The 19113-nt window shown below is 70.5% G+C and carries 18 protein-coding genes; 5 read left to right on the forward strand and 13 right to left on the reverse strand.

Annotated elements, in window-relative coordinates; translation table 11 throughout:
* Nucleotides 1-34 precede the first annotated feature (34 nt).
* Nucleotides 35-592 carry a hypothetical protein gene (locus tag SFB74_RS29870; RefSeq protein ID WP_432728019.1) on the reverse strand — a complete coding sequence of 186 codons (558 nt, stop codon included), beginning with the start codon at nt 590-592 and terminating at the stop codon, nt 35-37.
* 166 nt (nt 593-758) lie between these two features.
* On the reverse strand, nt 759-2486 hold the full coding sequence (locus SFB74_RS29875; RefSeq protein WP_432728020.1) for a WS/DGAT/MGAT family O-acyltransferase: 1728 nt from the start codon (nt 2484-2486) through the stop codon (nt 759-761).
* Nucleotides 2487-2700: 214 nt separating this feature from the next.
* On the opposite strand from SFB74_RS29875, the gene SFB74_RS29880 reads away from it, so the two are divergent.
* The 5 genes from SFB74_RS29880 to rocF all read left to right on the forward strand — a co-directional run bounded on the left by SFB74_RS29880 (nt 2701) and on the right by rocF (nt 9354).
* Nucleotides 2701-4770 carry a prolyl oligopeptidase family serine peptidase gene (locus SFB74_RS29880; RefSeq protein ID WP_432728021.1) on the forward strand — a complete coding sequence of 690 codons (2070 nt, stop codon included), beginning with the start codon at nt 2701-2703 and terminating at the stop codon, nt 4768-4770.
* A 619-nt stretch (nt 4771-5389) separates the two neighbouring features.
* A complete protein-coding gene (locus SFB74_RS29885) occupies nt 5390-6064 on the forward strand; it encodes a response regulator transcription factor (RefSeq protein WP_432728022.1) in 675 nt (224 codons plus the stop codon).
* The gene (locus tag SFB74_RS29890; RefSeq protein ID WP_432728023.1) at nt 6061-7437 is read left to right on the forward strand and encodes a sensor histidine kinase; all 1377 of its coding nucleotides are present in this window, start codon (nt 6061-6063) and stop codon (nt 7435-7437) included. The genes SFB74_RS29885 and SFB74_RS29890 overlap by 4 nt, the downstream gene beginning before the upstream one ends.
* A complete protein-coding gene (locus SFB74_RS29895) occupies nt 7434-8414 on the forward strand; it encodes a sterol desaturase family protein (protein WP_432728024.1) in 981 nt (326 codons plus the stop codon). Before SFB74_RS29890 ends, SFB74_RS29895 begins: the two co-directional genes overlap by 4 nt.
* A 13-nt stretch (nt 8415-8427) precedes the next feature.
* On the forward strand, nt 8428-9354 hold the full coding sequence (rocF, locus tag SFB74_RS29900) for an arginase (protein ID WP_432728025.1): 927 nt from the start codon (nt 8428-8430) through the stop codon (nt 9352-9354).
* Between the two features lie 130 nt (nt 9355-9484).
* On the opposite strand, the gene SFB74_RS29905 is transcribed toward rocF, so the two are convergent.
* From SFB74_RS29905 to SFB74_RS29955, 11 genes are all read right to left on the reverse strand, one after another.
* Entirely contained in the window at nt 9485-10048 is a 564-nt protein-coding gene (locus SFB74_RS29905; protein ID WP_432728026.1) for a DUF805 domain-containing protein, read from the reverse strand.
* Nucleotides 10049-10103: 55 nt separating this feature from the next.
* Nucleotides 10104-11489: a DUF58 domain-containing protein gene (locus SFB74_RS29910; protein WP_432728027.1), complete on the reverse strand. Its 1386-nt coding sequence runs from the start codon at nt 11487-11489 to the stop codon at nt 10104-10106.
* A gap of 10 nt (nt 11490-11499) precedes the next feature.
* Nucleotides 11500-12495: an AAA family ATPase gene (locus tag SFB74_RS29915; protein ID WP_019657549.1), complete on the reverse strand. Its 996-nt coding sequence runs from the start codon at nt 12493-12495 to the stop codon at nt 11500-11502.
* Nucleotides 12496-12509: 14 nt separating this feature from the next.
* Complete coding sequence (locus SFB74_RS29920; protein ID WP_432728028.1) at nt 12510-13769, reverse strand: DUF4350 domain-containing protein; 1260 nt, start codon at nt 13767-13769, stop codon at nt 12510-12512.
* Nucleotides 13766-14569: a DUF4129 domain-containing protein gene (locus tag SFB74_RS29925; RefSeq protein WP_432728029.1), complete on the reverse strand. Its 804-nt coding sequence runs from the start codon at nt 14567-14569 to the stop codon at nt 13766-13768. The genes SFB74_RS29920 and SFB74_RS29925 overlap by 4 nt, the downstream gene beginning before the upstream one ends.
* Entirely contained in the window at nt 14556-15287 is a 732-nt protein-coding gene (locus SFB74_RS29930; RefSeq protein ID WP_432728030.1) for a hypothetical protein, read from the reverse strand. Before SFB74_RS29930 ends, SFB74_RS29925 begins: the two co-directional genes overlap by 14 nt.
* Nucleotides 15277-16266, reverse strand: coding sequence for a stage II sporulation protein M (locus SFB74_RS29935; protein WP_432728031.1), 990 nt, complete (start codon nt 16264-16266; stop codon nt 15277-15279). The genes SFB74_RS29930 and SFB74_RS29935 overlap by 11 nt, the downstream gene beginning before the upstream one ends.
* Entirely contained in the window at nt 16263-16991 is a 729-nt protein-coding gene (locus SFB74_RS29940) for an RDD family protein (RefSeq protein WP_432728032.1), read from the reverse strand. The genes SFB74_RS29935 and SFB74_RS29940 overlap by 4 nt, the downstream gene beginning before the upstream one ends.
* A 16-nt stretch (nt 16992-17007) precedes the next feature.
* Nucleotides 17008-17526, reverse strand: coding sequence for an RDD family protein (locus SFB74_RS29945; RefSeq protein ID WP_432728033.1), 519 nt, complete (start codon nt 17524-17526; stop codon nt 17008-17010).
* Nucleotides 17527-17599: 73 nt separating this feature from the next.
* Nucleotides 17600-18613: an FUSC family protein gene (locus SFB74_RS29950; protein WP_432728034.1), complete on the reverse strand. Its 1014-nt coding sequence runs from the start codon at nt 18611-18613 to the stop codon at nt 17600-17602.
* The gene (locus SFB74_RS29955) at nt 18610-19080 is read right to left on the reverse strand and encodes a MarR family winged helix-turn-helix transcriptional regulator (protein ID WP_432728035.1); all 471 of its coding nucleotides are present in this window, start codon (nt 19078-19080) and stop codon (nt 18610-18612) included. Before SFB74_RS29955 ends, SFB74_RS29950 begins: the two co-directional genes overlap by 4 nt.
* Between the last annotated feature and the right edge of the window lie 33 nt (nt 19081-19113).

Genomic DNA, 19113 nt, shown 5'->3' on the forward strand with positions numbered 1-19113 from the left:
GAAAAATGAAAAGGGGCGCCGGGCGCCCCTGGGGTCAGGCCGCCTTGCGGGCAGCAGCGCGGCGAACCGGCTTCTTGGCGACGGTGGCCTTGGCCTTCACCGTGCGAACCGGCTTGGCGGCTTCTTCGGTGCCGTTCACGCGGGCTTCGATCTGCTTCGTGCCGGCGGCGATGCGGTCGGCGATCTGCACCGAGACGGTGGCCAGCGGCTGGTTCAGCGCGCCGAGGGCGTTGATCACCGAGGTGGCGACCGGCGATTCGACGCGGGCCACGCGGCCGGCAACGGCTTCGATGCCGCTGGTGGTGCCGGCGGCGACGCGGTCCATCACGTTCACGATGCGGCCGGTGTCGATATCCACGCGGTTGGCCAGGAAGCCGTTGATCCTCTCCTGCGCGCCGATCAGGTTGGCCTTGACCTGCTCGCTCACCAGCGGGAGCTGGCGGCTGCCGAGGAAGTCGCTGTAGCGCGAAGCGGCGCCGCCCAGCAGGCGGTGCACGCCGGCGCGGTAGGCGCCGACAAGGGTCTTGCCCGCGTCGTTGTACTGGCCGACGACGTGAACGGCTGCGGAGGCGATGGAGGTTTGCGTGGACATGATGAAGATTTCCTTGAAGTTGATGGGCTTCGCGAAGGAAACAGGAGCTGGATCAGTCGCGATGGGCCTATCTTCTTCCAGGGGGCCTAGGCCTGGAAAACTAGAACGGTCGGAAAACTAGTCCAACTGCCCCAATTTTCCTTCCAGGGCCTGCCCCTCGTGCCGGTCAGGCCGCGGCAGCCCTTGGCGCGGCGCCCGAAGAGCGCTTGGCCGGGGCGGCCTTGCGGGCCGGCGGCTTGGGCGCGGTCTTCTTCGCCGCGGCCTTGGCCGGCGCTGCCTTCGCGGCCACCTTCGCTGCCGCTTTCACTGTTGCCTTGACGGGTGCCTTCTTTGCCGCGACCTTGACCGGAGCCTTCTTGCGGGCGGCCGGCTTCTTCTTCGCGGCGGCGGCAACGGGCCTGGCTTCGGCTTCGTCGTCCGAGGGCTCTTCCACCGTCTTCGGCGGCACCGGCGCGGGTGCGGCACCGGCGGCGGCCGGGTGCTTCTGCGTCAGCTCCATCAGCAGCTTGTGCTCGGCCAGCATGTAGTCGCCGATCTCGGTGATGTCGGGCACGGCGCGGCGGCAGGCGATCAGCCCGTAGTCCATGCGGCCGTTGTAGCTCTGCACGGTCACGTTGAGGGCCGTGCCGTGGCTGGCGATCGACACCGGGTAGTAGCAGGTGACCAGCGCGCCCGCGAAGTACATCGGGAAGGGCGCGCCCGCCACGTTGGAGACCGCCACGTTGGCCGCCGGCGGCAGCAGGTTGACGATGCCAGAGCGCCCCACCATCGACGCGATGCCAGACACCAGCCAGGGCGCGGCGAAGGTCGGGAAATCGTCGAGGACCACCGCCTTGAAGCGGTTCATGGTCGACTTGGAGCTGGTCGACGAGGCATTGATCGCCTTCAGCCGCTGCACCGGGTCGGTGATGTCGCTGGCCAGGCTCACGAGGATCATGCTGGCCTGGTTGTTGGCCGTGTCGTCGCCCGCCTCGCGCAGGCTCACCGGCACGCCGGCCACCAGCGGCTTGGCCGGCAGCTCGTTGTTGTCGGCCAGGTAGTGGCGCAATGCGCCCGACACCGTGGCCAGCACCACGTCGTTGAGCGACACGCCGAAGTGCTTGGCGATGTACTTGGTCTCGGCCAGCGAGATGGTTCGCCCGGCGAAGGTGCGCTGGTTGGTGATCGACACGTTGAGCGACGTGCGCGGCGCGAAGAGGTTGAACTTCTTCGGCGCGGCGGCCGCGTCCTTCTCGGCCGCCTTCTCGTCGGGCTTGGCGATGCCGCTGATGGCCCGCGCGATGGCCGGCGCCATCTTGAAGAGCTTCACGTACTGCTGCGCGGTGTTGCGCAGCGCCGCGGTCGCGAGCTCGGCCATGCCCAGCTGGTAGTTGTTGCCGCGGGAGCGGGAGCGCGGCGGCTTCACCACGCGGCCGGTGGCCTCGAGGTCGAAGATGGCCTTGCCCACTTCCACGCCCGCCTGGCCGTCGATGCCCGCGTGATGCACCTTGGTGTAGAGCGCCACCTGCCCGCTCTTGAGGCCGTCGATGATGTAGAACTCCCACATCGGCCGGCTGCGGTCGATGAGCGACGAATGCAGCCGCGCCACGTACTGCTGCAACTGCCGGTTGGTTCCGGGCTTGGGCAGCGTGATGTGGCGCACGTGGTAGTCGAGGTCGATGTCGTTGTCTTCCACCCAGACCGGATTGGTCATGTCGAAGGGCATCAGCGCGAGCTTGCGCGTGAACACGTCGGCCAGGTGGATGCGGCTGGCCATGAAGTTCTTGGCGTCTTCGTAGAAGTCGCCCGTGTAGCCCTTGGGCAGGTCGAGCACGTTCAGCGAACCCACGTGCATCGGCATTTCCGGCGTTTCCAGGTGCAGGAAGGTGGCATCAAGACCGCTCAGGTGTTTCATGTGTAGTGTCTCCTTGGTGGGGCATGAGCCGTCTGGCAGGATACCGTGGGCATCGCGTTCCAGGGCCCTCGCTTCTTCAGTGTTTCCACCGAGGGCAGGCACCGGCGCGACAGGGGTTTGCCCCAGTAATCCGAAAGTGCGGCATCCGCAAAGGCCCCGCAACAACTGCTCACAAGGCGTCCTGCTTTTCACGACGCCTCCGTACACTGGGGCCATGACATCCAGTCTCCCCCCGCAGCAGCAGCAACCGCAACAGGACGACGACAACCTCTGGCTAGAGGACATCGACGGAGAGAAGCAACTGGCCTGGGCGCGCGCGCAGAACGCCACCACGGTGCAGGCCTACGCGCAGTCGCCCTCGTTCGAGGCGCTCCAGCAGGGCATCCTCGAGGTGCTCGACTCCGACGAGCGCATTCCGATGGTCGGCAAGATCGGACCGCGCTTCTTCTACAACTTCTGGCGCGACAAGGAACATCCGAAGGGCCTGTGGCGCCGCACCACGCTCGACGAATACCGCAAGCCCCGCCCCGAATGGGAGACCGTGCTCGACCTCGACGCGCTGGCCGCGGCCGACGGCGAGAACTGGGTCTGGCACGGCGCCGACTGCCTGGAGCCCGAGTACCGGCGCTGCCTGATCTCGCTGTCGCGCGGCGGCGCCGACGCCGACGTGGTGCGCGAGTTCGACCTGGAAACGAAGCAGTTCGTCGAAGGCGGCTTCTCGCTGCCCGAGGCCAAGAACCAGGTGGGCTGGAAAGACATCGACAACCTCTACATCGCCACCGACTTCGGCCCCGGCTCCATGACCAGCTCCAGCTACCCGCGCATCGTGAAGCAGTGGCGGCGCGGCACGCCGCTCGAGAGCGCGGTAACGGTCTACGAGGGCCTGCACGAGGACATGTCCGTGAGCGCATGGCGCGACAACACGCCCGGCTTCGAGCGCGACTTCGTCTCCCGGCAGATGGACTTCTACGAAAGCGAGACCTGGCTGCGCGGCGCGGACGGCAAGCTCGTGAAGATCGACGTGCCCGACGACTCCGACACCGACATCACGCGCGAGTGGATGCTGGTCGAGCCGCGCGAAGACTGGACCGTGGGCGGCGCCACCTACAGGTCGGGCTCGCTGCTGGCCGCGAAGTTCGACGACTTCATGGCGGGCCGGCGCGAGCTGACGGTGCTGTTCGAGCCCGACGACACCACCGCGCTCGACGACTACTCGTGGACGCGCAACCACCTGATCCTCAACGTGATGCACGACGTGGTGAACCGGCTGGAGGTGCTCACGCCGCCGCCGGGCGGCACCGGCGCCTGGAAGCGCGAGAGCCTGGGCGGAGCACCCGCGCTCTCGACCATCGCGGCGGGCGGCATCGACGAGGACGACAACGACGACTACTTTCTCACGGTGAGCGGCTTCCTGCAGCCGACCACGCTCTACATCGGCACCATCGGGCAGGGAGAGCCGCAGGTGCTCAAGGACAGCCCCTCGTTCTTCGACGCCTCGCGCCATCGCGTGAGCCAGCACTTCGCCACCTCGAAGGACGGCACGCGCGTGCCCTACTTCGAGATCGCCCCGAAGGACCTGGAGGCCGACGGCACCAACCCCACGCTGCAGTACGCCTACGGCGGCTTCGAGGTGCCCCTGCAGCCCGCCTACAGCGGCAGCATCGGCCGCGCGTGGCTGGACAAGGGCGGCGTGTACGTCGTCGCCAACATCCGCGGCGGCGGCGAGTACGGCCCGCGCTGGCACCAGGCCGCGCTGCAGGAGAACCGGCTGCGCACCTGCGAGGACTTCGCGGCCGTCTCAGAAGACCTCATCGCGCGGAAGATCACGTCGCCCGCGCACCTGGGCGCGATGGGCGGCAGCAACGGCGGCCTGCTCATGGGCAACATGCTCACGCTCTACCCGCGGCTGTACGGCGCCATCGTGAGCGAGGTGGCCCTGCTGGACATGCGGCGCTACACGCACCTGTCGGCCGGCGCCTCGTGGATCGCGGAATACGGCGACCCGGACCAGCCTGAGGAATGGGAGTTCATCCGCACCTTCTCGCCCTACGAGAACGCGAAGCCGGGCCAGGCCTATCCGCCCGCGCTCTTCACCACCTCCACGCGCGACGACCGCGTGGGCCCGGTGCATGCGCGCAAGATGCACGCGAAGATGAGCACGCTGGGCTACGACAGCAGCTTCTACGAGAACCTGGAAGGCGGACACAGCGCGGCGACGGACAACAAGGAGTCCGCCTTCATGGATGCGCTGGGCTACGCCTATCTCTGGAAGCACATCCGCTAGCGGGCGGCACCAGCCGAAGCCGCGCGAGGCTTCGTCCAGCGCACCGTAGGGACGGTAGTAGGGGCCGTTGTAGTAGCGCCTGCGCTCGCGGCGATCCAGCCGCTCTCGCAACTCCGCGCAGCTCATGGGGCGGCCGTTGCTGTAGCGCCCGTCGGTGCACGGGTCGGTGCCCCAGCGGTCGGGGTCGCCGAAGCGGGGGCGGCGTTCCCGCTCCCGCTCTTCTTCCTCGCGGCCGAGCCGGCGCAGCAGCTCGTCGCAGCTCATCGGACGGCCATAGCTGTAGCGCCCGTCGCGGCAGGGATCGTAGCCCGGGTCGTGAACGAGCTGCGGCTCCTCGAAGCCGGCCAGCACTTCCGCCACCGCTGCGGAGGCGAAGAGGCACGACACCGCCAGGACGATCACTTCGAGGACAAGGGTGGTCTGCAGGATGCGCATGTGTACTCCGGTGCACGGGCCCCATGCGGGCCCCCGGCGCATGTTGCGGCCCGAGCATGGAGGGAACATTGCGTCTTCATGCATGGCACGTGCGCGCGGCCCGGCGCAATACTCATGCAATGCACCCTGCCTAGAGTCCGGCTCCGCATTCATTCGTGCGGACGACGGAAAGAAGGAGCAGACAGTGCGCATCCTGCTGGTGGAAGACGAGCCCGAGATGGCGTCGGTGCTGCGCACTGCGCTGCACAAGCGCGGCATCCTGGTGGATCACGCGGCCACGGTGGCCGATGGCGGCCGCCACGTGCACGCCACGCCCTACGACGCGCTGGTGCTCGACCGCCGGCTGCCCGACGGCGACGGCCTCTCGCTGGTGTCGGACCTGCGCGCGGTCGGCAACCACGTGCCGGTGCTGATGCTCACCGCGCGCGACGCGCTCGACGACCGCGTGGCCGGCCTGGACGCCGGCGCCGACGACTACCTCGGCAAGCCCTTCGCGGTGGAAGAGCTGCTGGCTCGCATCCGCGCGCTGCTGCGCAGGCCCGCCGCGGCGCAGCCCGACACGCTGCGCATCGCCGCCCTCAGCTTCGACTTCACGCACTGCGAGGCCAGCGTGGACGCGCGGCGCATGGAGCTGCCGCGCCGCGAGCTGCTCGCGCTGGAAGCCCTGGTGCGGCGCGCCGGCCGCACGGTGCTGCGCAGCTCGCTGGAGCGCGCGGTGTTCGGGCTGGACGCCGAGATCCAGTCGAACGCGCTCGACACGCACCTGTCGCGCCTGCGCAAGAAGCTCGCCGACGTCGACGCCGGCGTCGAGATCTCCAGCATCCGCGGCGTCGGCTACCTGCTGCGCGCCCAGCCATGAGCACGACCGCGGAAGGCGCCCAGCCTTCGCTCAAGCGCCGGCTGATCCGGCAGCTGGTGCTGCTGCAGGTGGCGATCCAGCTGCTGGTGATGGGCGCGCTGGCCGCGTCGGGGCAGCTGATCGACTTCAGCTCGCAGGAGAACACGATCGAGATCCTGCAGGAGGCCGTGGCGCGCGAGGCCGACGGCCGCCTCGTGATGCGGCCCACCGAGCGGCTGGTCGCGCTGCGCCGGGCGCAGCCGCAACTGTGGTTCTCCATACGCGACACGCAGGGCCGGCGAGTGGTGGAAGGCAGCATCCCACCCGAGTTCGCGCGCATCGGCGACACGCTCGACCAGGTGCGGCAGGCGCGGCTGGGCTGGAACGCAGGCGACGCGCCGCGCCAGGCCGCGCGCATGCGCTGGGTGGATTCGCCCGCCGGGGAAGTGCAGATACTTGCCGGCGCCGACAGCCCCATCACCTGGCGCAACCTCGGCTTCTCGGTGCTGCTGCTGTTGCTGAAAGTGGTGCTGCCGATCATGGCGATCACGGTGACGGCCACGCTGCTGGCCACGCACCTGGTGGTGCGCCGCACGCTGGCCGGGCTGGACGCCGCTGCCGCGCGGGCCGGCCAGATCGATGCCGACCAGCGCGGCGTGCGGCTGCCGGTCTCCGACGTGCCGGGCGAGGTGGCCACGCTGGTGGCCGCGTTCAACGACGCGCTGCAGCGGCTGGACGACGGCCATGCGCGCCACGAGCGCTTCCTTGCCGATGCCGCGCACGAGCTGCGCACGCCCCTCGCCATCCTGAACACGCGCCTGGAGAACCTGCCCGACGGCACGGAGAAGACGCGCCTGCTGGCGGATGCGGCGCGCCTGTCGGTGCTGGCGGGTCAACTGCTCGACCTTCAGCGCATGAAGGGCCGCGAGGAGCATCTGCGGCGCGTGGACCTGGTCGAGATGGCGCGAGAAGTGGTCGCCGAGATGGCGCCGCTCGCGCTGGCCTCGGGCTACGACATTTCCTTCGAGCCGCGGGCCGCGCGCGTGGAAGTCGACGGCGACCGCGACGCGCTGGCGCGCGCGCTGACCAACCTGGTCCGCAACGCGATCGACCACGCGGGCGGCCAGGGCGGCGTGGTGGTGCGTGTCGATGCCACGGGCGATCTCGACGTGATCGACGAGGGCCCCGGCATTCCGCCGGCGCAGCGCGCGCACATCTTCAAGCCCTTCTACCGCATGCATGCCGGTGGACCGGGCGCCGGACTCGGCCTGAGCCTGGTGCAGGAGATCGCGCGGCTGCACGGCGGCGAGGTGTCGGTGCACGACGGCCCCGGCGGCGGCGCGCTGTTCCGCATGCGCCTGCGGCCCGCGACGGCCACCGGGGCACCGCAATGAGCCGCGCGCTCCGTGACGCGCGCACACGGCTGCGCGGGCTGCTGCCGTGGCTGATGTGGCCGGCCCTCTACTGCGCCGGGCTGCTCGGCGCGGGCGTGGCCTTCGGCAGCCGGGCGCCGCTGTTGTGGTTCAACCTGGCGTATCTCTCGCTGGCGCTCGCCATCGCCGCCTGCGAACGCTGGATGCCGCACGAGCCGCTCTGGCTGAAGGACGACGGCGAGACGCCGTGCAACCTCGCGCACACGCTGCTGACCAAGGGCCTTGCCCAGACTGTCGCGGCGCTCACGGCCAGCGTGCCTCTCGCCGCAGCGATGGCGATGTCCGCCGTGCACGCCAGCTCTGGCCCGTGGCCCGCCCACTGGCCGCTGGCGGCGCAGGTGGTGCTCGCGCTGCTGGTCGCCGAGTTCGGCCTCTACGTCGCGCACCGTTCGGCCCACCAGTGGCCGCTGCTGTGGCGCTTCCACGCGCTGCATCACAGCGTGCGCCGGCTCTGGGTGCTGAACACCGGGCGATTTCATTTCGTCGACAGCATCTTCAAGGCGCTGCTGGGCCAGCTGCCGCTGTACCTGCTCGGCGCGCCGCTGGCTGTGTTCATGTGGGTGGGCGCGGTGACGGCGGTGACCGGGCTGCTCACCCACTGCAACATCGAGATGCGCACCGGCTGGCTCGACCACGTCTTCAGCACGCCGGCGCTGCACCGCTGGCATCACTCGAAGGTGCTGGCCGAGGGCAACCGCAACTACGGCGAGAACATCGTGCTGTGGGACCAGCTCTTCGGCACCTGGTACAACCCGCCGCGCCGTCCGCCGGCGGACATCGGCATCGACGGCCGGATCGCGCGGCGCTTCCTGACGCAGCTGGTGCAGCCGTTCACCGCGTCGGGCGTGCGGCAGATCATGGGCATGCCCGCGGTTCGTCGGCACAATGGGCCGTCCGGCGCCGCGCAGGCGCCGGAGAACCCCGCCCGCAAGACATGACGAGAGCCCCGGCATGAGCATCAACGCCAGCACCATCACCCTCGAACTGATCGGCGCGCCCACCGATGTCGGCGCCAGCGTGCGCGGCGCCGGCATGGGCCCCGACGCGCTGCGCGTGGCGGGCCTGCCGGAGGCGCTCGCGCGACAGGGCTATGCGGTCATCGACCGGGGCAACCTCGCGGGGCCGGCCACGCCGTGGGCTGCGCCGGCCAACGGGCTGCGCCATCTCGACGAGGTGATCGCGTGGAACCGCGCCGTCTACGCGGCCATCGACGCCGCGCTGGGCGCCGGCCACGTGCCGCTGATGATGGGCGGCGACCACTGCCTGGCCATCGGCTCGATCAGCGCTGTTGCGTGGCATGCGCGCAAGCGCGGCAAGAAGCTGCGCGTGCTGTGGCTCGATGCGCACTCCGACGTCAACACCGAGACCACGAGCCCCAGCGGCAACCTGCACGGCATGCCAGTGTCCTGCCTGCTGGGCCACGGGCCCGCGGTGCTCACGGGCTGGAGCGGCGAGCGCGCGGCGCTGCAGCACGATGCGATCCGCTTCATCGGCATCCGCAGCGTGGACGGCGACGAGAAGGAAGCCATCCGCACGCTGGGCCTGAACGTGTTCGACATGCGCCACATCGACGAGCACGGCATGCGCACCACCATGACCGAGGCGCTGCAGGACGTCGATGAAGACACCCACCTGCACGTGAGCTTCGACCTCGACTGCCTCGATCCGGCCGACGCGCCCGGCGTGGGTACCGGCGTGCGCGGCGGCCCCACCTACCGCGAGATGCAGCTGTGCATGGAAATGATCGCCGACACCGGGCGGCTCTGCTCGCTGGACGTGGTGGAGCTGAACCCGGCGCTCGACGTGCGCAACCAGACGGCCGAAGTGGCCGTGGAGCTCATCGAGAGCCTGTTCGGCAAATCGACGCTGGTGAGATAACAGGAACTCCCCCAGGCTTCGCGCACTTCGTGTCGCTTCTCCTCCCCCCTCGCTGGGGGCGACACCTGCGGCCCGGCAAAGCCGGTTCCGCGGTGTCTCGCGAACGGGCCATGCCAAGCATCGAAATGAATCAGGGGCGCTCGACCTGCGCCGCCTTGGCGCGCGTCGTGTAGCCCTGGTAGGCAGGCAGCGCGATGGCCGCGAGGATGCCGAGCACCGTGATCACCGGCAGCAGCCACGCGCCGATCAGCACGCCGACGCCGTTGGGCGGCGGCGGCGCGCCGAAGCGGTTGCGGCCCTTGGTTCCCGACTTGAAGACCCAGATGAGGGCGACGAACGGAATCAGCGCCAGGAACAGCATCCAGCCCGACCAGTCCATGTCGTGCGAACGCTGGATGCCGGTCAGCACGTAGAAGACCAGGTAGGGAATCGCCAGCAGGAAGGTCAGCCCGCCGATCACGCCCTCGGAGCGCGCGAGGCCGGTGACGCCGAGGATTCCGCCCATCACCGCGGCCGCGACGATGAAGATGAGATAAGAAAAAAGCGTGTACGCGAGGAACCGCGCCCGCCCGATGCGCCCCTTGGCGGACCACAGCTTCACCGGCTGCACGGCATCGGTGCCGCCGTCGTACACGTCAGCCACAGTAGCGCGCGGCGCCGCGTACGGATTGGGATTGGTGAAATCGGTCGTCATTTGCTTCTCTCTCCTCTGCCTTGATTTGTGAAGAGCCCATTGTGGGCAAAGACCTTTACAAAAGACCAGCCCTTTTGACTGCGTGGTAACGATTCACCAACGCCACGGCGAGATCGGCCGGCTCCACGTCGACCGACAGCGGGTCGTTGCCCACCACCCGCGCGAAGGCGTCGCGGCGCGACTGCTCGAACAGGTGCGCCGCCGCCACGTCGACCGCGTCGCGCGCATGCACCAGCGGCTGGCTGGCGATGTGGCCGAGCACGCGCTCGCGCAGGCTGGCGACCAACACGAGGTGCTTGCGGCGCAGCAGCTTGATGGCGGGGCGCAGCTCGGCCGCGTCCTCGTCGCGGAAGTTGGTCAGCACGATGACCAGCGCGCGCCGCTTCTGCACGCGCAGCAGTTCCTGCGCGGCCAGCAGGTAGTCGGAGTGGGTGGCGCCGGGCTGGATGTCGTGCAGCCGGTTCATCAGCGCGTTGAGCGTGGCGCTGCCCTTGCGCGGTGCGAAGTCGCGCCGCTCCTCGGGCGGGCAGCCGAAGGTCATCGCGCCGACCTCGTCGCCCTCCTTCAGCGCCACGTAGCTCAGCAGCATCAGTGCGTTGAGCGCCTCGTCGAAATGGCTGCTGCCATTGCTGCCGCCGCTGCCGGCCTGCTGCTCGAGCGAGCCCTCGTCGGCGCGCATGCGGCGGCCGCAGTCGAGCAGGAACAGCACGCACTGGTCGCGGTCGTCCTGGAACTCGCGCACGATGGGCCGGCGCTGGCGTTGCGTGGCTTTCCAGTCGATGTGGCGCAGCGAGTCGCCGGTCTTGTAGTCGGCGAGCTGCCGGAAATCGGTGCCCAGCCCGCGCTGCGCATAGGTCTTGATGCCGATCTGCGCCAGCCGCCGGTCGCCCGAGAGCCACGCGTAGCGCGCCAGCGCGGCGAAGTTGGGATACACGCGCAGCCGGCGCGGCTCGCCCAGCGTCTGCCGCATCTCGAAGAAGCCGTGGCGGGTGCGCCAGCGCAGCTGGGTGGCGCCGAACTGCGCCACGCCGCGCTGCGTGGCGGTGGCGGTGTAGCGCAGCGAGACGCGCGAGAGCGCCGGCACGATGTGCTCCTGCGGCAGCCCCTCGAAGGCGAAGTGCGCATCGATTTCGTCGAACACCGACACCCGCCAGGCCTGCATGCCTTCGTTCACAAGCGTGAGCGTGAGCACCGTAGGCACGCCCAGCGAGAACGCGCCGGGCAGGTTGCGCTCGATGCGCAGCGGCGCGGCGCGCCACAGGCGCAGGCTCTGCCAGAGATCGAAGCCCGCCATCACGAAGCCCAGCGCGAGCAGCACGCCGGCCGCAACGGCGACGTATTCCAGCGGCGCGCCCAGCAGCAGCGCCACCGTGGCGGCGACGCTCAGGCCGGCCAGCGCCAGCACGGGCGCGCGCGCGGGGATCGGAATGGCAGCTCGCATCCGCGCGGGCCTACAGCCTCGGGGCTTCGACGCTGTCGCGCGCGGCGCGCAAAAGCGTGTCGACGCTCAGGCCTTCGAGCTGCGCATCGGGCGAGATCATCACGCGGTGTCGCAGCGCCGGCAGCGCCTGGCGCGCCACGTCGTCGGGCGTGATGAAGTCGCGCCCGGCCATCAGCGCGGCGGCGCGGGCGGCGCGCACCAGCGCCATGGTGCCGCGCGGCCCCGCGCCCGACGACAGGCCCGGCCAGTCGCGCGTGGCGCGCGCGATGCGCACCGCGTAGTCGATCACGCGCTCGTCGGCCTGCACCAGGCAGGCCAGCCGCTGCAGCTCGAGCACCTGCGCCTCGTCGAGGCAGGGTCGCACGGCCTCGAGCGGAAACTGGTTGCCCGCGCGCTGGCGCGTGGTGAGCTGCACGATGGCGTTCTCCTCGCTGTGGCTCGGGAAGCCGATGTCGATCTTCAGCAGGAAGCGGTCGAGCTGCGCCTCGGGCAGCGGATAGGTGCCCTCGGTGTCGATCGGGTTCTGCGTGGCCATCACCATGAAGGGACGCGGCAGCGCCATGGCCTTGCCTTCGAGCGTGACCTGGTACTCCTGCATGACTTCGAGCAGCGCGCTCTGGGTCTTGGCGGGCGCTCGGTTGATCTCGTCGGCCAGCAGCAGGTTGGTGAACACCGGCCCCTGGTGCACGCGCAGGGTGCCCAGGCTGCCGTCGCCGCGCGAGGCGATGTCGAGCACCGCGTGGCCGGTGACGTCCGAGGGCATCAGGTCGGGCGTGAACTGCACGCGCGAATAGCGCAGCGTCATGGCCTGCGCGAGCGCGCGCGCGAGCAGGGTCTTGCCCAGCCCCGGGACGCCTTCGATCAGCACGTGGCCCGAAGCCACCAGCGCGACCAGCGTCTGGTCGACCGCCTCGAGCTGGCCGACCACGGCCTGGCCGACCTCGGCGCGCAGTGTCTGCAGCCACTGGGCCGCACGCGTCAGTTCTTCGGGTTGGATGGCTTGCATGAGCGTCTCTCGGTTCAGGATGAGGAGGAGGAAGAAGAAGTCGGTGAAGACGACGAAGGCATGAACGGCCCGCGCGCATCGAGCCGCCTGCGCGCGGTCTCGAGCACTTCCAGGTCGATCGCCATGCCGCCCGCATGGCGGGCCCGTGCCTCGTCCATCGCGCGCACGAGCATGGCCGGCTCCAGCCCTGTGGCCTGGGCGATGGCGGCGGCACGCGCCGCCGGGTCGCGAAGCGCATAGCCGCGCAACTGGCGGCGGGCGGATTCGTTCAGCGCGCGCAGCTGCGCCACGTGCAGCGCGCCAGCGCCGTGCGCGTGCAGGAAGCCGGCGGTGCCGCGCACCTGCTCGGCCATCGAGCGCCGGTGCGTGCCGGCCGAAGGCGCGAGCGGCCCGAAGCGCACGGCGGCGCGCCAGAGCGCGACGGCCAGCGCCAGCAAGCCCACGACCAGCGCCACCCAGCCCTTGTGCCAGAGCCACAGCATGAAGGGCTCGCGCGCTTCCTCGGCCACGAACCAGATCTCGGCGCCGCCGCGCGCCTGCACCGCGGCGGCCGCGAACAGCGCGTTGTCGCCGCGCAGCAGGCTGTCGTTGTGCCAGAGCCCCCAGGGCATCACGGTGACGGTGCCGCGGCCGACGCCCACGCGGATCGCCTCGGTGCCGCGCGAGCCGGCCGCCGTCCACAGTGCCGGCGGCTGCTTGTCGGCGGGCCGGTAGCGCGACGGCGACCACCATGTGCAGACCCGGAAGCTGCGGCCGCCGGCGAAGCTCGCGGGCACGGTCTCCGGCTCGCTCACGACGCGGCAGTCGGCGTCTTTCGCGGACGGGTCGGGAAGGGCCGGGACGGTGGTTCTCTTTTTCTTCTTCGGCTCGGGCGTGTCTTTTTTCTCGTCCGATGCGGGCGACTTCTCGCGGACCAGCGGCAGCCAGTCTTCCAGCTGGTCGCCGCCGACGAGGTAGCCCGGCATCACCAGGTGCCCGCCCTGCTCCACCCATTCGCGCAGGCGCCGGCCGCGCTCGGGAAACATGTCCCAGTGGCTGGAGCCCAGCACCAGCCGCGCCTGCGCGGGCGGCATGGCATCGAGGCTGTCGCGCTTGACCACCTTCATGCCGAGTTCGCGCAGCATTGCCTGCGCGCCGTAGAAGCGGTTCGTCTTCGCCTCGCCGTTCGCGGGCGTCGACACCTCGGTGTCGGCCCACTCGGTGGAAGTGACGAGCCAGTAGCCGGCCAGCGCCAGCACGAGCACCGTGACGATGCGGACCACCCATGCGTTCATGCGGCCGAGCCCTTCATCAGGCTGTCGGCCTGCTCGACGGCTACGGGCTTGCCGGACAGATGCAGGTCGAACTCGCCGCAGACCGCCAGCACCTGCGCCGTGGAAGGCAGCCGGCCGCCGTAGGCCGCAAGTTGCCACGCTTCGACCAGCCGCACGAAGAAGGCCTGCGCGTCCGGCGCGAGCCGGGTCGCGGCCAGCGCCACGCATTCGCCCTCGGTGCTCGCCGCGCGCACCGGCACCGCGTGCCAATGCACCAGCCGCGACAGCGCGCCGCGGTACAGCAGCGACAGCGCGGGCCGGTGCTGGCCACGCTGCCAGAGTCCGGCGGCGGCGTTGCCGATGTCGTCGGGAAGGCTTTCGGGCCGGATGTCGAGGCTGCCCACGTGGCTGGGCAGCGGTGCCTTGCCGGGCCGCGCGCCGCCGGCTCGCACCCGCACCCAGCGATGCAGGCGAACCGCCAGCCAGGCCAGCGCCAGCGCGGCCAGCCCCCAGATGAGCCAGCGCGCGCCCTCGGCCACGGCCCGCACGAAGTCGCGCAACCAGTCCAGGCTGTCGGGCTTCTTCTCGGGCTCTTCCTCGTCCTCCTCGCGCTCCTTGAAGCGCAGCTTCTTCTCGGTCCGCGTGCCGGGCATGTTCGGATCAGCCCGGACCTTGTCGGCCGCGGCCTTGACCTGCTCGCGCGTCAGAGGCGTCTCGGCGGCGGCAGCGGCAACCGATGGCAGCATCGCGCCGGCCACCGCGACCCACGCGGCCAGCGCTGCTGCCGCAACGCGAAGCCCGGGGGTGTCACCTGAACCCACGACGGAACTCCTGTTCGATGTCCCAGGCTTCCAGCTCTACCCGGCGGTTGAGGTACATCGCGAAGCCCGCCGCCACGTAGAACGGCTCCAGCACGCCGACGACCAGCGCGTACGCGCCCGCCGTCAGCAGGCTCTGCACCAGCGAGTCCGATTGCGTGAGCCAGTTGAAGAGGTCGCGGGAGCTGCCTTCGGGCGCGAACCAGAACAGCAGCGACAGCAGGCAGATGTCGAGCGCCATCTCCACGTTGGCGAACACCAGCTGCATGCCCGTGGCCGAGCCGCGCCGTCCGCGCAGCAGCTGCGTGCGCCGCTTGCGCCGGGCGCTGCCGCGCTGGCCCTCGAGCTGCTCGATGGCCTGGGTGAACGAGCGCCAGGGCGAGAAGCGCCGCCACAGCAGCGTGCGCAACAGCTGACCGCCCCACACGGCACGGCGGTTGGCCCACAGGTCGGACCAGCGCGTTTCCTGCCCGAACACGGCGCGCGAATGGACGAAGAGCAGGCTGCGGTCGAGCCAGGGCTTGAGCCAGAAGATCAGGAGGCTGGGCAGCCAGCCGGCGATCTCGACCGTGCTGAGGGCCAGCAGCACCGTCACGATGTAGACCGGCAGGAAGGTGCGCCACACCGAGCGCGCGTGGCTGCGCACCAGCTGCGCGCCCAGGTCGGCCGCCTCGGCCATGGGCCTGGGCCGCAGCGCGATGGCGAGGCCGTCAACCTGCATGGTCTTCCCCCGGTCCGGCGGCGGCGCGCGGACGTCCCTGCCAGCCCAGGTAGGCCAGCACCACCAGCCAGCAGGCGCCGCCCACGCCGTACTTCACGCCCGGCGCGATCCAGCGCGCCGAAGACCAGAAGGCTTCGACCGCCGCGGCGACGAGCAGCAGGCCGATGACGCCGTAGACGATCACCACCGCATGGCGCGCGGCCAGGCGCAGCGCCTCGAGCCGCGTGTGGCGCCCCGGTGCCACCCACGAGTAGCCGAGCCGCAGGCCCGCCGCGCCGGCCAGCACGATGGCGGTGAGCTCGAAGGACGAATGCGTGACGACGAAGGACAGGAAGTTCTCGGCATGTCCCGCCGCGATGAGGTAGCCGCCCACGGCCCCGATCTGCACGCCGTTGAACACCACCACCGCGGCGCTGCCCACGCCGGCGAAGATGCCGGCCGCGAAGCAGCGGAACCCGATGCCGATGTTGTTCATGATGTAGTAGCCGAACATCTGCCAGTCGTCCCCCGCGCTACGCGTGCGGCCCAGCGACTCGGCGCCGTCGCCGTACATGGAATCGAACTGCTGCACCGAGCTGGCGTCGAGCAGGTGCAGGATGAAGCCCGGGTCGCGCCACGCCGCCCAGCCCGACGCCAGCAGCGGCAGCACGAACATCAGCGCCGACACCAGCAGGTAGATGCGATGCGCGCGCACCGCCTCGGGAAAGTCGACCAGCGCGAGCCGCGCGAAGCGCGCGAGGCCGTAGTCGTGGCGACGGTAGATCAGCCGGTGTGCGCTCTGCGTGAGACCTTCGAGCCTCTGCGTGAGATGGATCGGATAGGCGCGCGCCTGCGCCAATGCCAGGTGCTCGCACACGCGCCGGTAGAGCGTCGCGAGCCGGGCGCCGTCGAACTTGCGCTTGGTTTCGGCCGTGCGGATGACGGCTTCGAGCTCGGCCCACAGGGGCGCGTAGGCGGTTTCGAAATCGAGCGGGGTCATGGCCCGGCCCTTCCCTGCGCGTCGGCACCTGCGCCGGTGCGCCGGCCCAGCACCCACTGCGCCACGCCGAGCAGCCGCTGCGAGGCGGAGGCGCCGGTGTTGTCGGGGCCGAGCACCGGCTCGGCGACGCGGGCGAGTTCGTCGAAGCGCTCGGGCGTGAGGCGGGTGGCGCGCCCGGCCCACGAGACGATGGCCATCTGCTCGCGCGCCGACAGCGGCCGCGCGGGCGCCTGCGGCTCGGCCGGGGGCAGGCTGCCGTGCAGGCTCACCTGGTCGCTGAACACCACCAGCGTGCCGGCGGCGAGGTCGCCCAGTCGCTTGCTGTCGTGCCGCCACAGCATCGACACGATGCCGGCACCGTAGAAGGAAGGAACGAAATCGGCCGCGCGCAGCAGGTTGCGCGTGAGCGCGGCGGCGGGCGTGACGGGCAGGCCGGAATCCATCACCACCCGCAGGCCCATCACGCGCTTGCCGGGCGTGGCGGCCGCGCGCGTGAGCTCGAACACCACCGGATAGAACCACTCGAGGCAAAAATACGCGATGAGCAGGATGCCGAAGCCCATCTTGCCCATCATGCCGACGCCGATGGAGATGGCGACGAAGATGCCGAGCCGGATCGCGAAGTCGATGAGATACGCCAGCCCGCGCGCGACCAGTCCGGCCGGGCGCAGCGAGAGCGCGATGCCTTCCGGGGTCTCGGCGGTGTAGAGCGTGTCGAGGCGCACTGGCGTCGAGCCCGGCTCAGGCCTGCAGCACGACGGTGTCGGCGATCTGGTCGTGCAGGCAGCGGCGCGACGCGCGGAAGATGAAGAGGCTGTCGATCAGCACGTAGATCGGGCCGAGCAGCGGCCAGATGGTCGTGAAGAACGCCGGGCCGTCGCGCAGGGCCAGGATGCGCCCGATCTGCGCGCGCGAGCCGTCGGGCCGCGCGATGCGGATCTTGAACAGTGCCTTGCCGATGGTCTGCCCGCGCGTGGCCAGCAGGTAGCCGTGCAGGACGAGGTAGAGGACGACGCCGGAGGCCGCGCTGGAGATGCGTGGCTCCCAGAGCCCGAGGCCGTCGTCTTCCCAGAGATTGATGGGCGTGAACTTCGCGAGGAGCCAGATCGCGGCGATGGAGATGCCGGCGTCGAGCATCGCGGCGAGGAAGCGCGTGCCGCGCGACGCGAGCTCTCCCGACTGTGCTCCGCCCGGCTGCACCACGTCTTCCACATGGGATTGCGGAGGCGCGTAGCGCGCGTCCTGCGACTGGTCTTCCATGCCCGTCCCTCTCCGAAACGAATGAATTTTCGGAAGATTCTAGGGTGAATCGATGTCCGCCCCGGCCGGCGGACTACCCCGGCGGGCGCATTGCGAGGGCGCCTTGCAGGCGGCGCAGGTCGTCGAGCAGCAGGTTCAGCGGCGCGGCCAGCAGCGCGCTCGATGCGCTGTCTTGCGAGGAAGCGTGTGCGGCGCAGCGGCCGAGTTCGCCGAGGTCGGGCGGAGCGGCCTTGCCCGCGAGCGCGTCGGCCATGCCTGCAATGGCCGCGCCGGCGGCCTGCGCGGCATCGGCCTGCATGCCGGGCGCCAGGCGGAGCACGCGGTCGAGCATCGTGGCGTCCTGGAAGATGCGCGCCGCCAGCCGGGCCTTGTCGCGATAGCTGCCTCCGGTGGCGCCTGCGACGACGCCGCGGCGCCACCATCGCGCCTCCAGGTCGGCGCTGCCGGCCAGTGCGCTCAAGCGGGCCAGCGCGGCGCGGGTGCCGGCCTGGATGCGCTCGATCTCCACTGCGTCGACTGGCCGTTTCGTGGCCGACATGCGCTTGGCGATGCCGCGCAAAAGCGCGGCGCAGCCTTCGTCGAAGCGCACACCCGCGTGGTACTCCGACATCACCGTCGAGACCGCCAGCGCGACGCCCACGCCGATGCCGATCTGCACCATGCGCAGCAGCGCCACCTGCAGCGGCGTGTGGCCGGGAATGCCGCCTGCCGAGAGGATGATCAACGCGGCCACCGGCGCGCTGCGCATGCCCGGGACGGACGCGCTGGCGAACGCGAGCAGCACGACGAGGGCCAGCGTGGTCGCGAGCGCCGGCGCGCCATGGTGCTGCAGATAGACGCCCGCCAGGCCGACCAGCGCTCCGGCCGCGGTGCCGCGCACGCGGTCCCAGCCGGCGTCGAGCGTGGAGCCGGCGCTCGGACGCATGACGATCAGCACGCTCATCACGGCCCAGAAGCTCTCGGGCAGGTGCAGCGCGGTGGCGACGCACCAGGCGATGGCCACCGCCGCCGCGAGCTGCACACCGGGGCGCCAGCGGCCGTTGCGCCAGGGGCCCGCGAGACGTTGCAGTGCGCGCGCGCCGCTCATGGCCTGGGCGCCTTCGCGTTGCTGCCGAGCGTGGCGGCGATGCCGTCGATCAGCTCGCAGGCTTCGAGCAGCAGGGCGCGCTGGTCTTCGCTCAACGTGGCGCCTATCGCCTCGGCCAGCGCGGCCTCGCGCGTGCGCATGATCGCCTTCAGCCGCCGCGTGCCCTCGGGAGTGAGCGAGAGCAGCCATTGGCGGCCGTCGGTGGGATGCGCCGAGCGGCCGATCCAGCCTTCGGCCTCGAGTTCAGCCAGCAGCCGGGTCAGCGACTGGAGCTTGACGCGCTCCAACCCGGCCAGCACCGTGGGCGTGCACGGCCCGTGCTGGTGAAGCTGGCCCAGCACGCTGAGCTTGGCAACGCTGGGAGCATCCGGCGTGGTGCTGCCGCTGCGCAACTGGCGCGCGAGCAGCGACACCGATGCACGAAGACGCGAGGCGCACTGCGCCGGATCCGGGATGGTGGAGGCCATGCCCAGATTGTAAGACGCATCTTGCTATTTCGA

The sequence above is a fragment of the Variovorax xiamenensis genome (assembly GCF_050916385.1).
In the GTDB taxonomy this organism is placed as follows: Bacteria; Pseudomonadota; Gammaproteobacteria; order Burkholderiales; family Burkholderiaceae_C; genus Variovorax.

Coding starts and splice junctions, on each gene's coding strand:
- SFB74_RS29870 (WP_432728019.1), bottom strand. CDS start 592: ATGTCCACGCAAACCTCCATCGCCTCCGCAGCCGTTCACGTCGTCGGC.
- SFB74_RS29875 (WP_432728020.1), bottom strand. CDS start 2,486: ATGAAACACCTGAGCGGTCTTGATGCCACCTTCCTGCACCTGGAAACG.
- SFB74_RS29880 (WP_432728021.1), top strand. CDS start 2,701: ATGACATCCAGTCTCCCCCCGCAGCAGCAGCAACCGCAACAGGACGAC.
- SFB74_RS29890 (WP_432728023.1), top strand. CDS start 6,061: ATGAGCACGACCGCGGAAGGCGCCCAGCCTTCGCTCAAGCGCCGGCTG.
- SFB74_RS29895 (WP_432728024.1), top strand. CDS start 7,434: ATGAGCCGCGCGCTCCGTGACGCGCGCACACGGCTGCGCGGGCTGCTG.
- rocF (WP_432728025.1), top strand. CDS start 8,428: ATGAGCATCAACGCCAGCACCATCACCCTCGAACTGATCGGCGCGCCC.
- SFB74_RS29905 (WP_432728026.1), bottom strand. CDS start 10,048: ATGACGACCGATTTCACCAATCCCAATCCGTACGCGGCGCCGCGCGCT.
- SFB74_RS29910 (WP_432728027.1), bottom strand. CDS start 11,489: ATGCGAGCTGCCATTCCGATCCCCGCGCGCGCGCCCGTGCTGGCGCTG.
- SFB74_RS29915 (WP_019657549.1), bottom strand. CDS start 12,495: ATGCAAGCCATCCAACCCGAAGAACTGACGCGTGCGGCCCAGTGGCTG.
- SFB74_RS29920 (WP_432728028.1), bottom strand. CDS start 13,769: ATGAACGCATGGGTGGTCCGCATCGTCACGGTGCTCGTGCTGGCGCTG.
- SFB74_RS29930 (WP_432728030.1), bottom strand. CDS start 15,287: ATGCAGGTTGACGGCCTCGCCATCGCGCTGCGGCCCAGGCCCATGGCC.
- SFB74_RS29935 (WP_432728031.1), bottom strand. CDS start 16,266: ATGACCCCGCTCGATTTCGAAACCGCCTACGCGCCCCTGTGGGCCGAG.
- SFB74_RS29945 (WP_432728033.1), bottom strand. CDS start 17,526: ATGGAAGACCAGTCGCAGGACGCGCGCTACGCGCCTCCGCAATCCCAT.
- SFB74_RS29950 (WP_432728034.1), bottom strand. CDS start 18,613: ATGAGCGGCGCGCGCGCACTGCAACGTCTCGCGGGCCCCTGGCGCAAC.
- SFB74_RS29955 (WP_432728035.1), bottom strand. CDS start 19,080: ATGGCCTCCACCATCCCGGATCCGGCGCAGTGCGCCTCGCGTCTTCGT.